The organism is Candidatus Zixiibacteriota bacterium, from assembly GCA_020853795.1.
GTDB lineage: Bacteria > Zixibacteria > MSB-5A5 > CAIYYT01 > CAIYYT01 > JADJGC01.
The window spans coordinates 52,181-65,360 of the sequence record JADYYF010000071.1; the positions used below are offsets into that span (position 1 = coordinate 52,181).

At 59.6% G+C, this 13,180-nt stretch carries 10 protein-coding genes; 4 read left to right on the forward strand and 6 right to left on the reverse strand.

Annotation, left to right across the window (positions count from 1 at the left end; translation table 11 throughout):
• The first annotated feature begins 119 nt into the window (after positions 1-119).
• Entirely contained in the window at positions 120-1,409 is a 1,290-nt protein-coding gene (locus IT585_05480) for an HlyC/CorC family transporter (protein ID MCC6962683.1), read from the forward strand.
• An 84-nt stretch (positions 1,410-1,493) separates the two neighbouring features.
• Here the strand turns inward: IT585_05480 and IT585_05485 are convergent, their stop codons facing one another.
• Genes IT585_05485 through IT585_05505 form a run of 5 tightly spaced genes read right to left on the reverse strand, consistent with a single transcriptional unit; the run spans position 1,494 to position 8,715 of the window.
• Complete coding sequence (locus IT585_05485; protein MCC6962684.1) at positions 1,494-2,876, reverse strand: insulinase family protein; 1,383 nt, start codon at positions 2,874-2,876, stop codon at positions 1,494-1,496.
• A 15-nt stretch (positions 2,877-2,891) separates the two neighbouring features.
• On the reverse strand, positions 2,892-4,232 hold the full coding sequence (locus tag IT585_05490; GenBank protein MCC6962685.1) for an insulinase family protein: 1,341 nt from the start codon (positions 4,230-4,232) through the stop codon (positions 2,892-2,894).
• Positions 4,233-4,292: 60 nt separating this feature from the next.
• A complete protein-coding gene (gene sppA, locus IT585_05495; GenBank protein MCC6962686.1) occupies positions 4,293-6,716 on the reverse strand; it encodes a signal peptide peptidase SppA in 2,424 nt (807 codons plus the stop codon).
• A 33-nt stretch (positions 6,717-6,749) separates the two neighbouring features.
• Complete coding sequence (locus tag IT585_05500; protein ID MCC6962687.1) at positions 6,750-7,826, reverse strand: hypothetical protein; 1,077 nt, start codon at positions 7,824-7,826, stop codon at positions 6,750-6,752.
• Between the two features lie 34 nt (positions 7,827-7,860).
• Entirely contained in the window at positions 7,861-8,715 is an 855-nt protein-coding gene (locus IT585_05505; protein MCC6962688.1) for an RNA methyltransferase, read from the reverse strand.
• 12 nt (positions 8,716-8,727) lie between these two features.
• Here IT585_05505 and IT585_05510 point away from each other — a divergent pair, with 12 nt between their 5' ends.
• From IT585_05510 to IT585_05520, 3 genes are all read left to right on the forward strand, one after another.
• Positions 8,728-11,340: a BamA/TamA family outer membrane protein gene (locus IT585_05510; protein ID MCC6962689.1), complete on the forward strand. Its 2,613-nt coding sequence runs from the start codon at positions 8,728-8,730 to the stop codon at positions 11,338-11,340.
• A gap of 190 nt (positions 11,341-11,530) precedes the next feature.
• Complete coding sequence (locus tag IT585_05515; protein MCC6962690.1) at positions 11,531-11,872, forward strand: TfoX/Sxy family protein; 342 nt, start codon at positions 11,531-11,533, stop codon at positions 11,870-11,872.
• 21 nt (positions 11,873-11,893) lie between these two features.
• Positions 11,894-12,373, forward strand: coding sequence for a putative metal-dependent hydrolase (locus tag IT585_05520; protein MCC6962691.1), 480 nt, complete (start codon positions 11,894-11,896; stop codon positions 12,371-12,373).
• Between the two features lie 63 nt (positions 12,374-12,436).
• Here the strand turns inward: IT585_05520 and IT585_05525 are convergent, their stop codons facing one another.
• Positions 12,437-13,132, reverse strand: coding sequence for a thiamine diphosphokinase (locus tag IT585_05525; GenBank protein MCC6962692.1), 696 nt, complete (start codon positions 13,130-13,132; stop codon positions 12,437-12,439).
• Positions 13,133-13,180: the final 48 nt, after the last annotated feature.

Genomic DNA, 13,180 nt, shown 5'->3' on the forward strand with positions numbered 1-13,180 from the left:
GCCGCCAGTCTTTTTCGCTCCCGCTCTTGCGCTTCCTGTCCGGAGTCCTTATAATCTTTAAAGCATGAGCGATCTTCCGCTATCACGCTTGATCACTTTGGGCCGGCAGGAACTCCGCCGTGGATAACGCCGGCTTCGAAATCCTCGCCATCGCCATCCTGATCCTGCTGAACGGCTTCTTCGCCGGCTCCGAAATCTCGATTCTTGCCGTCCGCAAGAGCCAGATTCGCAACCTGATTGCGCAAGGCGACAAGTCCGCCAAGAAGATTTCCGAACTGCTGGCCCAACCTGAGGATTTCATCGCCACCATTCAGGTCGGCGTCACCGTCGCCGGCACCCTCGGTTCCGTGCTCGGCGGCCGCTCGCTTGTACCGATTCTCCAGCCCTATTTTGAGTCCTTTAAGGTATCGCCCGAAGCCGCCGAAAATCTGGCGATCACCGCCGTCGTGATTATTCTCTCCGCCCTGTTCTTGATTCTGGGCGAACTTGTCCCCAAGTACCTCGCCGTCAGTTTCCCGGAGAAGCTCGCCCTCGGCGTCGCTCCGTCCGTCTCCGTCTTCTCGAAAATCGCCTATTTGCCCTCCAAGCTCCTTAGCTCGATCGCGCGCCTGATCCTCCGGCCGTTCGGGTTGGTCGATCGCAAAGTCGAATCGGCACATACCGATGAGGAGATCAACCTTATTCTGAGTGAAGGTCACGACCGCGGCGATTTCGATCAGGCCGAGCGCGATCTGATTCGCGGCGTCTTCGAGTTCGCCGATACCACCGTTCGCCAGGCCATGACGCCGCGCACCCGCATCGTCGGCCTCGACCTCACCAGCCGCCACGATGATATTCTGCGCAAAATCTCCGAGGAGGGCTATTCGCGTTATCCGGTCTACGAGGAGTCGCTCGATAACATCAAGGGCGTCGTCCACACCAAGGACGTCATCAATGTCCTCGTCCACGCCCAATTGGTGATCCTGCAGGATCTGATCCGCCCGGTCGCTTTCGTCCCCGATTCCAAGCTCATTTCCACTCAGCTGCACGAATTCCAGCGCACCCAGCAACACATGGCGATCGTCCTCGACGAATTTGGCGGTACTGCCGGCCTGATTACGCTGGAGGACATCGTCGAAGAAATCGTCGGCGAAATCCGTGACGAGCACGACACCGAACTGGAACCCTTTATCCTGATCAACGACCGCCTGTGCCAGGTGCAGGCGTCATATCCCCTGGAGGATTTCAACCGGATGTTCGAGGTCGAACTCGATGAAGAAGCAGCCAACACTGTCGGCGGCTTCGTCTTCGATCACCTCGGCAAGATCCCCCGCCAGGGCGAGCGCGTCGTGATCGATAACCTGCAGTTCGAAATCCTGCTGGTCAAAGGTCCGCGCATCGAACGCGTGCGCGTCAAGAAGCTCGAATAGCTCAACCGGAAACCCGCAAAATGCAACGCGGCGCGTAAATTCACCCGCCGCGTCTATTCTCCAACTTGAGCGTCGCTCGCCGCGCTACAGCTCCGATAGATCCAGCTCGGTGACCTGACCGAATTGTTTCAACTTGTCGCGCAACACATCCGCCTTGCCGACCACGACGATCAGCAGGTTGTTCGGATCGAGATATTTCTGCGCCGCCACACGAACCTGCTGCGGCGTGACGGCATTGAGATAGTCGATATACTTCGCCAGATAATCCTTCTCCAGTCCGTACAATTCGACAATCGACAATTGGTCGGCGACTTGTTCCGGCGTCTCGAACTGCCGCGGGAAGAACCCGGCGTAGAACGATTTCGCCTCGCTCAGCTCTTGCGCCGTGACGTCGGTGTCGCGCATGCGGTTCAAGTGGTCGATCGTCGCCGCGATCGCCGGCGCGCACGAATCAGTGCGCGTCGCCACGGTCACCGCAAATTCTCCCGGATACCGATTGAACGAGTACATCGACGAGATCCCGTACGTCAATCCGCGCTTATCGCGCACGTCAATCAGCAGCCGCGAGCGGAAGCCGCCGCCGCCGAGGATGTAGTTCATCAGCCGCACGGCATAAATGTCCGGATTCAACCGGTCGATGCCCAGGTGCCCCATCTTCACGTTGGCATTGGTCGCATCCGGCTTGTTGACGAGGATCACCTTGGTCCCGCGCACGGGATTGGCCGGCGAAAAGTTCGCCTTGGGCAACTCGCCCTTCGCCCAGCCCGCAAACTTGGCCTCGATCTTCGGCAAGACATCCGCCGCTGTCACGGCGCCGGCAATGTAGAGCACGGAGTTATTCGGCAGGAAGTAGGTCTTCCAGAAATTCACAATGTCGTCGCGCGTGATCTCCCCAACGGACTCGATCGTTCCCGATCCTGGCTGTCCGTACGGATGCTCACCGAACAGGTACTGACCGAACTGTACCTCCGCGACGGTCCCCGGATCGTCCTTCTGCGACATGAGCCCGGCGATCGTCTGCTTGCGCAGGCGCTCGACCTCGTCGGCCGGAAAGGTGGGATTCAGTACCACGTCCGCCAGCAAGTCCATTCCCACCTCGAGGTGCTTGGTCAGCACCTCGCAGGTGACGTTCATCGCGTCCTCGCGCGCATTGGCGCCCAGACTGCCGCCGACAAAGTCGATTTCCTGCGACACCTTCGTGGCGTCGCGCGTCATCGTGCCCTTACGTAATAGATCGGCGGTCAAGTTGGCCAGTCCGGCCTTGCCGCGCGGATCCATCGCGGTCCCGGACTTGATCAACAACCGCATCGACACCACCGGCTGTTCGTCATTCTGCACCACTACGACTTTCAAGCCGTTGTCGAGCACCTTCTCCGCCATCGGCGGCATCGCAATCGCGCCCATGACCTGCGTCGCCGCCAGCGCGAATACCATCAGACTCGTCACTATCATCAATCGTTTTCGCATGATTCTGCTTCCTCCCTAAAATCCCATCATTCCGCCGCCGCCCTGTTGTTCCTGAATCACGGTCACCACCGTGCGCTTGCGGTCGGTCAGATACTCCTTGGCGACGCGCATGATGTCCTCGGCCGTGACCGCATTGTATTTGTCCGCCTCGGTAAACATCTGCTTGTAGTCGCCCAACACCGTTTGATAGTAGCCGAGCTGGTTGGCCTTGGCATCGTTTGACTGGTTGCCCATGTAGAACTGCGCTTCGATCTGGTTCTTCGCTTTCTGCAGCTCCTCTGCGCTCACCGGCTCGGTCTTCAACTTCTCGATCTCCTCATACAGGGCTTTCTCACCGTCGGCCGTGGTCTTGCCCGGCTGCATGAAACCGTAGGCGAAGAACACGCCCGCCTGCTCCATCGACTGATACTGGCCGCCCGCCGCCAGTGCCATCTGCTCCTTGTAGACCAGCCGCTGATAGGCGCGTGAGGACTCTCCACCCGACAAGATCGCCGACAACACGTCAAGCGGATAACTGTCGGGATGGCCCGCCGCCGGCGCGTGGTAACCGGCAATGAAGATCGGCAGTTGCGAGATCTTATGATAATCTACCCGCCGCTCGCCGCGCTGCTCCGGTTCGTTATACACCGGCCGCGGAATCTTCGGATTTCCCGGTATCTTGCCGAAATGCTTCTCGATGATCTTGATCGCCTCCGGCGTGTTGATGTCACCCACGATCACCACCGTGGCGTTGGCGGGGTTGTAATAGGTATGATAGTAGTTCAAGCAATCTTCCAGAGTGATGCTCTCCACATCCTTGCGCCAGCCGATCGTCAGCCAGCCGTAGGAATGCGCCAGGAACACGTTCGCCGTCAATTGCTCCAGCACGTCGCCGAACGGCGAATTGTCGATCCGCTCGTTGCGCTCCTCCAGCACCACCTGCCGTTCCGAGGCCAACTGCGCCTCGGTCAGCGTCAGGTACTGCATCCGGTCAGCCTCCAGCCGCGCCACCAGATCCAGTTGGTCCTTGCCGACCTGCTGGTGGAAGGCAGTCATGTCGTTCGCGGTGAAGGCGTTGATCAGCCCGCCGTTCATCTGCATCAGCCGGTCGTGCTCGCCGTCCGCGAAGTTCTTGCTGCCTTTGAACATCAAATGCTCGAACAGGTGCGAAATGCCGGTGATCCCCGGCCGCTCATTTTTCGAGCCGACGTGATACCAGACGTGGAAGCTGAAAGCCGGCGTCGAGTGATCCTCCAACGTCAGCACCGTCAGCCCGTTCTTCAGCACGTGTTTCTGCACCGGCCACTCCGACACTGTCGCCGCGGCTAACGCCGGCAGTAGCGCCAGGATCATGGCCGCCATCACGAATCTCTTCATTGGTCCTCCACTGGGATATGGACTTCTCAGCAAATATTTCCTGTTCATTATCAGTCGCAGCTATTGAATCGTGAGGTCATACGGCAGCCGCATTTGCAGTCTGGCATCGGTGACTGTCAACGGGCGCAGCAACGCCGACAGCGTTTCCTGATGGCTTCCAGTCAACGCATTCATCACTCCATATGCCAGCCTCGACAACCGCATCGCTAAGCGGCGCTGCGGCCACTCGACCACCTCGTAATAATCGTCCCGAATCCCCGCGCGCTCGCGGGCCAGGTTGATCGCATCAGTCAGGCTCCCGACCGTGTCCGCCAGCCCCAACTCGACTGCGCGACGACCACTCCAGGCACGCCCCTGCGCAACCGCATGCACAGAGTCCGCCGGCAGACCGCGTCCGTCGGCCACCACATCAAGGAAGCGGACATACATATCGTTCACCTGCCTCCGCAGAATCGAACGCTCTTCGAGCGAATATGGTTCCGTCATCGAATAGAAGTTTGCATGCTCGCCCCGCTTGATCGTCTCGGTACGCAAACCCAGCTTGCCGTACAACCCGCTCAAAGTCGGCTTCCCGGCAAATACCCCGATCGAACCCGTAACCGTCTGCGGCTCCGTGATGATCTGATCGGAGGCCGAGGCGATGTAGTATCCCCCCGAGGCGCACACATCCGACATCGAGATGATCACCGGCTTGGCCTGGCGCGCTTCCGCCAACTCGCCCCAAATCAGATCCGAGGCAATCGCGTCTCCGCCCGGCGTGTTCATCCGCATCACGATCGCTTCGATCGCCGGATTTGTCCGCGCCGCCCGAATCGCGCCGCCGACCGTCGCCGCGCCCACGGTGTTGCCCTCAACGTAATCATACCCGGAACTGCCCTTGACGATTCCCCCCTCCACTGCGATCAGCGCAATCTGCGGCGGCTCGCCGAACCGTTCCCGAAACTGCGGCCGGTTGCGATATCTCCCTGCCGGCGTCACGCCGTAGTGATCGCCGTAGAGTTCGGCAATCTTGTTTTCGAGTTCGTGCGGATAGAAGCGTCCGTCCACCAGGCGCAGCGACTCCGCTTGCGTCGACGTGAACGGTCCCTGATCGATGATCGCACGCAGGTGCTCGGTGGTGATCCCCCGCTCCTGCGCGATGTCCGCCAACATCTGCTCGTATAGATCATCGAGCAGCGTTTGCAGTGTCTCGCGGTAGTACGGACTCAGCGTCGTGTCAGTAAACACGTCGGGGGCGTTCTTGTACTTCCCCGACTTCTCGACCTCGGCGCCGACGCCCAATTTCTCCATCAATCCGGTGTAGAATGTCACCTCAGCGCGCAAGCCGGTCAGATTCAGCGCATCGACCGGCAGCATGTAGACTCTGTCCGCCGCCGAAGCCAAATAGTAACCGCCGTTGCCGACGCCCGCCCCGAGATAGGCGATTACCGGCTTGCCGGTCTTGCGAAAATCATGCAGCGCGGCGCGCAAGTCGGCGATTCGTCCCCAGCCGATCCGCGGACTGCGAATCGTCACCAGCAAGCCCCGTACCTGCGGATCCGCCGCCGCCTGCCGAATCTTCTCCAGCCGCTGGTACATCGTCGCCGGCCCGCGACCGAACAAGAAGGGCTTGACCACTTCTTCCGGCATCTCACCGCTGACGTCGATTTGCAGCACCGAATGTGTATGCTTGATCACCTGCTCGCGCCGCGCGCCCGAAATTCCGGCGTAAACCGTCGAACGCCTGTAGTCGGCTTCATCATCAAAGAAGCTCTCGCCTCCGACCAGCACGCTGCCGAACGTGAATTCGAGTCCCGCGCCGAAGAATCCTTCGTCATCGATGCCGCCATAGAGCGACAACCCCGGCCGCCACTTGAAGCGCGTACTCAAGCGCCAGGTCGCTTCATCGAGACGCTGACTGCCGTGCAGCGTCATGTCCGCCCCCAGGGTCAGCGTCTCGCCGAACGGTCGCAACGCCACTCCAAACAGATATGCGATCGAACTCTCCCGGCCGTCGAATTTCTGCTTGTTGAAATTGCGCGCCTGCAGCGCCAGCGCGACCTGCCGGTTGGCGTGATAAAGCAGCGAGGCGTTCCAAGCGTGCGCTTTGTTGATCGGCGCCCAATCGCTCCTGTAGTAGGTGTAACTCAATCCGCTGTAGAGATTCTCTACGACGCGGCTCGATACGGCGAAATCGTAACGTGATACCTCGTCCGGCAAATCGAGTTTCAGCCTCTGATAGCCGAAGCCGAACCCGTAACCGGAAACCAGTATCGCATCGTCTCCATCAAAATCATCTTCCCCAAAACTACGATAGTAGTTCAGCGCCAGCGCCCGATTAATGTACAGCGCCGCCGGATTGAGAAGCAGTGATTCCACCCCCAGCGTCGCCGCCTGCGGCACATCGGGAAGCGGTAGGCTCAGGGTCAGAGGCAGATTGGCAGCCTCGGCGCCGACAGTAAGACTGAGCGCGAGGAGTACACAGAAAATTACGCGGATAAACAAGGTGGGCCTTTCCCGGTTGCGATAGCGGCAGGCTTACCGGTTGGAGAGTCGGTTTGAGTCCATTCCTTCCAAAGTTATCGTGCCAACTCCCGCCATGTCAATCTCGATTTTGTTCTGCCCCGATCCGACCTCGCCCTCGAGCACCGTCCGATTCACACGATTGACCCGGACCGGCAGGTCGCGCGTGTAGATTCGCCCGCCCTCTTCGGCGTGCAGGAACAGCCCCGCTGAGACCGTCGTCGGCAGCGTCATGTCGATCTTGCCGTTCTCGTTGCGCACGATCAGGTCGCCGCTCAGCGACGCCAGCTCAAGCCGGATATTCGAATTGTCGGTAGACAGCGTTGAACGTCCCGACGCCAGCGCGATGTTGGCCGCCTGGATTTGCGCGAATTCGGTGCGCGCATCAACCTCGCCCCGGATCGAATCCATCTCGATCCGGCCGTTCTCGTTGCGCAACCGAATCGTCCCTAACTGCGCGTCGATGTTGCGCAGGACGATCGGCCGGTTGGTTGTCGTCACCTTCGTCGGCCCGGTGCAATCAACCACGGTCACGGCGCCGTTGTCGCAGGTCACGTTGACCTTGTTGGAGATCTCCCGCAGGCGAACATCGCCGAAATTGTTGCTGATATCCACGGCCGCAAACGGCCCGTCAATGTCGACGCCGAAATTTGACGTCCGCGCGAAGATCTTTAAATTCGCCGTGGCCGGTGCTTCAATCTCGACCGTTACCCCCGCCGAAGAGTTCGAGCCGCGCCACGGCGGCGACGAACGCGTCTCGGCCGAAATCGCAAACTCATTCTCCAGATCCTCGAACGCGATGTTCAGGTAGTCGGCAAACTGCTCCGCTTCATCGCGCGAAGTTGCCTTGAATTGCTGCCGGATCACCACGCGCACATCACTGCGATTCGTCGCCTCCACTTTCAAGGAGCCGATCAAGTACGACGAGGCCGTGAACGACAGATTCTCCGTTCCGGCGACTCCGAAGGTCTTGACAATCGGGGCACTTTCGAACTTCTCGTTGCTGACTTGTGTCAGGCGTTGCGCTGCCAGCGGAATCGCAAGTCCGACCACCAGCACCGCCATGACCGATCCGATCACCGATTTTGCCATCGCTATTCGATACGAGTTCCTAACTGGTTCCGTTTCAAACAGTTTTGAGCGCGGAGGCGAATTGGCTCATGGCGATCGCCGCCGCTACCGCCGCATTCAGCGACTCGATCCGACTCGAAGTCCGAATCGCAAAAACTTTGTCACAAGCCTTTCGCAGTGAATCGCTTAGCCCGGTCGCCTCGGAACCGATCGCCAAGCAAACCTTTCCAGATGGGACCAGTTCGTCCAGACGTACCCGTGCATCGGCGTCCGCGCCGTACAATGCTATACTATTGGACTTCAATTTGCCAAGCAAAGTTTCCGGCGATATCCGGCGAATCGTCGGCTGCAAAAACACCTCCCCGGCTGAGGCCCGCAGCACTTTTGGGCTGTAGAGATCGGCCGACCCGGGCGACAAAGCCACCAGATCGACATTGAACGCCGCCGCCGTTCGCAAGATCGTCCCTAAATTCCCCGGATCGGCGAGTCCGTCCAGATAGAGCACGAACTTCGCCCGGGGCCAGAACGGCTCGCCCGCAGGCAACGCCTCCCGATCCGCCACCGCCAGAATCCCCTGAGAATGTTCCGTCTCGCTGAAGGATGAGAAGCGCTTGGCCCCGCATTCGTAAACAATCGCACCTTGATGATCTGCCAGAAACTTCTTTCCTGCTGCCGTCAGAAGAGTCGGACAACAGATCACATAATCGGGCGTGACCCCCGTTGCCAGCATCGTCGCCACTGCCCGGGTTCCCTCAACCAGAAGCTTTGAGCTCTTCTTGCGGGAATGCGGCGATAACAATGCCCGCACCTCCTTCTCACGCGCTGCGGTAAGCTCCAACACAACGGCATGATAGAACTCCGTCGCCGACAGGTCAAACGAAATGCGCTTGCCCTGACGATTCCGGTTCAATTACTTCCGTTGATGCGTCGTCTCGGGCTCTTCTTGTCAATCGTTTGCTTGTTGCTGGCGACTACCGCTCTCCAGGCTGGCAGTCTTCGCCTCCACCTTGATGATCTGACTCCCAAAACGATCCGCCAGTCACTCAACCAAAATGTTCGCGGATTCCGCATCGGCGTTGCTCTCTCCGGCGGCGGCGCGCGCGGCTTTGCCCATATCGGCGTACTCGAGGCCCTCGAAGAAATGGGCATCGACATCGATATCGTCGCCGGTACTTCCATGGGCGGCATCATCGGCGGTCTCTATGCCGCCGGCATGTCGCCGCAGGAAATCGAGCAGGAGGCGCTTCAAATCGACTGGAGCAGCTTCTTCTCCGATCGACCGCGCCGCACTTCGCTGCTCTTCACTCGCCGCGCCGAGACCGAGGGTGCCCTGCTTTCGATTCGCTTTGACCGCTGGAATCCACAGATCCCGACCGCGCTCAGTACCGGTCAGAAACTTGTCAACGTCTTGAGTGACCTGACTCAAACCTCCGGCTATTTCTCCGGCGGCAATTTCGCCAACCTCGAACGCCGCCTCGCCATTGTCGCCGTCGACCTCGTCGCCGGCGAACGGATCGTCTTCACTGATGGCTCGCTCGTCGAGGCTCTCCGCGCCACCATGGGCGTCCCGCTCGCCTTCACTCCCCTCGAACGCGGCAACCAACTGCTGATGGACGGCGGTCTTCTCGAGCCCATCCCAACCGCGGCTGCCCGTCAAATCGGCGCCGATTTCGTCATCGCGGTCAACACGACCTCCGACTTGCTCCCCAAGGAGAAAATCCTTGATCCGGTCGACATCGCCAATCAAACCACGACCATCCTTTCGGCCGCCACGCGTGAACAGCTGTTGGCTCAGGCGGACTTTGTCGTCGCGCCCGATCTGCATGACATCAGCGCTACCGACTTTCGCCACAGTTCCGAAGCGATCGCCCAGGGCTACGACGCTGCGCTGGCGGCCTGCGATTCGCTCACGCACAAACTCGCGCAACACGACAAGGGTTCGATCCCCGTTCGCATCGCGCGCGTGGAGGCGGTTGACCGCGCGACCGGTGCACTCAACCCGGATATCTCCGGTCTCCTGGCGCGGCTCACTGCCGCTCCTGTGACTGACGGCGATATCGCCGAGGCATTACACCAGTTGTTCCGGACCGGGGCTTTCGCTTCGCTCGACTGGCAGGTCATGGCCGTCTCCGACACCGTCTTGCGTGTCGAGTTCACTCGCTTTCCCATTATCACGCACGTCAATTTTGAGGGCAATCGCGTCTTTCCCGACTCGACTCTGCGGCGCATCGGCAAACTGGACGATCGCAAGATCGAAACCTTGGCGCAGGTTACCGAACTCTACAGCCTCCTGTTCTCCCGCTACCGCGCCGGCGGCTACGACCTGGCCCAGGTCAAGGGTGCCTGGCTCGATACCACCCGGGCCGAACTGACCATTGTCCTTGATGAAGGCCAGATCGTTGCACTGGCCGTCGAAGGCAACTCCGCCACGCGCTCCTGGGTCGCCGCCAGCTACTTCCCGCTCCAGATCGGCGACTTCTACAGCAAACCCAGGGCCCTCCGCGGCGTGCAGGAGATCTACAACTCCGGCCTCTACGACAATGTCAATCTCCGCTTGGAAGATCAATCCGGCGGCGTCAAAGTCACCATCATCGTCAAGGAAAACAAATTCACCTTCGCCCGCCTCGGCGCCCGCTACCACGAGGACTTCCACCCCGAGGCCTTTGTCAAGTTGGGTTATGCCAACCTTTTCGGCACCGGCCAGGAAATCACCGCTTACGCCCGTTTCTCGGAACGCCGCAAGTTGTATCAGCTGCAATTGCGCGCCGACCGAATTTTTCGCACCTTCCTCACTTATCGCATTCAAGGCTTCTATGCGAACAACAAAATCGGGCAGTTTATCGGCGATGATCGCATCTCCCACCGGACCGACAAACGCTGGGGAACACAGGTCGGCGTCGGCCAGCAGCTTCTGAAACTCGGATTAGTGGAGGCGATCGCCCGGTACGAGCAGATTCGCTTCACCAATCCACCCGCCGGACCGGTCTCGGAACGCCGCGTCGCTTCGCTGATTGCCAGCCTCCATTACGACACGAAAGACCGCTTCACCTTCCCGACGCGCGGCCAAGCCGTCGAGGCCACCGCCGAAATTGCCAGCAACGTCCTGGGGGCGGACGAGGTCTTCACCCGGCTCGAAGCATCCGCAGAGACGTTCCAGCGCTTCGGCCGCAAACTCGTACTCCATCCGCGCGTCGCCATCGGTCTCTCGCAAGATATCCTCCCGGTCTACGATCGCTTCTACCTCGGCGGCACGCGCAGCTTCTATGGTTATGAAACCGATCAACTCGCCGGCGACAAGTACCTCCTCCACAACCTCGAACTGCGCCTCGGGCCGATTTACAGCTTCTATCTTTCCGGCCGCTATGATGTCGGGGATGTCTTCTCCAGCCTTGAGAATGTGCGCTTCAGCCAGCTCCGCCACGGCTTTGGCGCCACACTTTCCCTTGACACCCCGGTCGGCCCGCTTTCCGTATCCTATGGCGGCGCCGACGGCACCGACCCGAATCTCTATCTCAATCTCGGATTTGACTTTTAGGCAATCGCCGCTCGCCGAAAGCTCTTCGCGCTGTATCGATCGTGGCGCCCTGCCGGCGAAGAAACTTCGTCGGCCAAGCTGTACCACGGCGATCGACCGAAAACTCGTCAACACGGAGTTATTTTTGTGATTTTATGAATCCCCTTTTCGCCCGTCAATTACGTATACAACACTCTCTGGGCAGGCACAAATGGCGGTTAGTAACAGTTATTTGGAGTATATCCTCGAACGGCTGGCAACCGTCGGCTCGGTGACGGCGCGCCGCCTGTTCGGGGGCGTCGGGATCTATTCGGGCGCCACCTTTTTCGCGTTGATTGATGATGACACGCTTTATTTCAAAGTCGACAATCGTAATCGGCCGGAGTTCGAGGCCGAGGGCATGACGCCCTTTCGTCCCTTCGGCGAAGACTCGTATGCCATGAAGTACTATTCGGTACCCGAGCATGTGATCGAAGATGACCAACTGCTGCGCGACTGGACGGCCCGCGCCCTCGCGGCCGCGACCAAACGCAAAGCCGGAAAGAAAAAATAACCCGATCAGGAGAACGATCCGATGGTAACCCTCACCGATCGCCGCCAGATGATTGACCAGATCCGCCATTTGCCGGCGCAGGCCCGTGCCGCCGTCAAAGGCCTCAATGACGACCAGCTCAACACCGCCTATGGTGAAGGCAAGTGGACCGTCCGCCAGGTGATTCACCATCTCGCCGATTCCCACATGAACGCTTTCGTCCGCATGAAACTCATTATGACCGAAAATCACCCCACTTTAAAACCCTACAATCAGGACGACTGGGCGCGCACCCGCGAGGCCAACGCTTACCCGGTCGAGTCCTCGCTCAATATCCTCTCCGGCCTGCACGAGCGCTGGGCCAATCTGCTCGAAACCGTGCCCGAATCCGGCTGGAACCGGACCGCCTATCATCCCGAAAGCGGCGAAGTCTCGCTGCAGCGCATCCTGGAAATCTACGCCGCGCACGGCGAAAAGCACGTCAAGTCGATCACCGATCTGCGGGCAAGGATGGGTTGGTAACGAACCGTCATGGGCGGCGGAGCAAATCCACCGCCCGCTCCCGTCCGCCGGAACGGAAGCGCGTTAACTCTTGCGGTGGATCACAATCGCCGTTCCGCGCAGGAGAATGCTCACTTCGTCGCCGACCATCTCATTGCGCAGCGTCCAGCTTTCGCCGCGATAGACAGTTTTGTCTTTGAGGTTCCACTTCGCCCCCTCAATCGACAGCCGCACCCTGGTACTCAACGGAATCACCGAAAACTGCTCGCCCGCCTTGCCCGCGAACTGAATCGTCCCCTCCGACCAGAGCCAGATTCGCTGCCGATGGTCGAGTAATTCGCCGAATGGCGGCGGCTTCAGATCAGAGCCTTCGCGTTGGATGAAGTCGAGCAGGAAGATATTCGCCAGCATCTGATCAGTCTCAAAGCTTGTGTCAATCGCGCCGTAGATTTCAATCTGACGACACTCATGTTCCAGCGCATAGCGCACCGCCAGCTCGCCGTCGGTCGCGTCCTTGTCGCGCGGATACTCCACCCGCTCACAGTCTTCGAATTGCGCCAGCACCGCCGGATCCACCGAGTCGAAGTCCCCAAGAACCACCTGCGGCCGCAAATCAAGCTTGGCAAACAACGTCAGCGCGCCGTCCACCGCAATGATGATCCGCTCCCCTGCCGCCTGGCTGATCGCTTGGCGGTAGAAATCTAAATGCTCGGTCGGGTACGCGCCGTTCAGGAAGATCGCCGCCGTCCTGTGCCCGCGTCGTTTCTTTCGTTTCTCCATTGCTGCTGTCACTTCATCCGATTATTTTTCGAGCACACAATCTATCGC

Coding starts and splice junctions, on each gene's coding strand:
- IT585_05520 (MCC6962691.1), top strand. CDS start 11,894: ATGGTAACCCTCACCGATCGCCGCCAGATGATTGACCAGATCCGCCAT.
- IT585_05490 (MCC6962685.1), bottom strand. CDS start 4,232: ATGAAGAGATTCGTGATGGCGGCCATGATCCTGGCGCTACTGCCGGCG.
- IT585_05525 (MCC6962692.1), bottom strand. CDS start 13,132: ATGGAGAAACGAAAGAAACGACGCGGGCACAGGACGGCGGCGATCTTC.
- IT585_05510 (MCC6962689.1), top strand. CDS start 8,728: ATGCGTCGTCTCGGGCTCTTCTTGTCAATCGTTTGCTTGTTGCTGGCG.
- IT585_05500 (MCC6962687.1), bottom strand. CDS start 7,826: ATGGCAAAATCGGTGATCGGATCGGTCATGGCGGTGCTGGTGGTCGGA.
- IT585_05515 (MCC6962690.1), top strand. CDS start 11,531: ATGGCGGTTAGTAACAGTTATTTGGAGTATATCCTCGAACGGCTGGCA.
- IT585_05485 (MCC6962684.1), bottom strand. CDS start 2,876: ATGCGAAAACGATTGATGATAGTGACGAGTCTGATGGTATTCGCGCTG.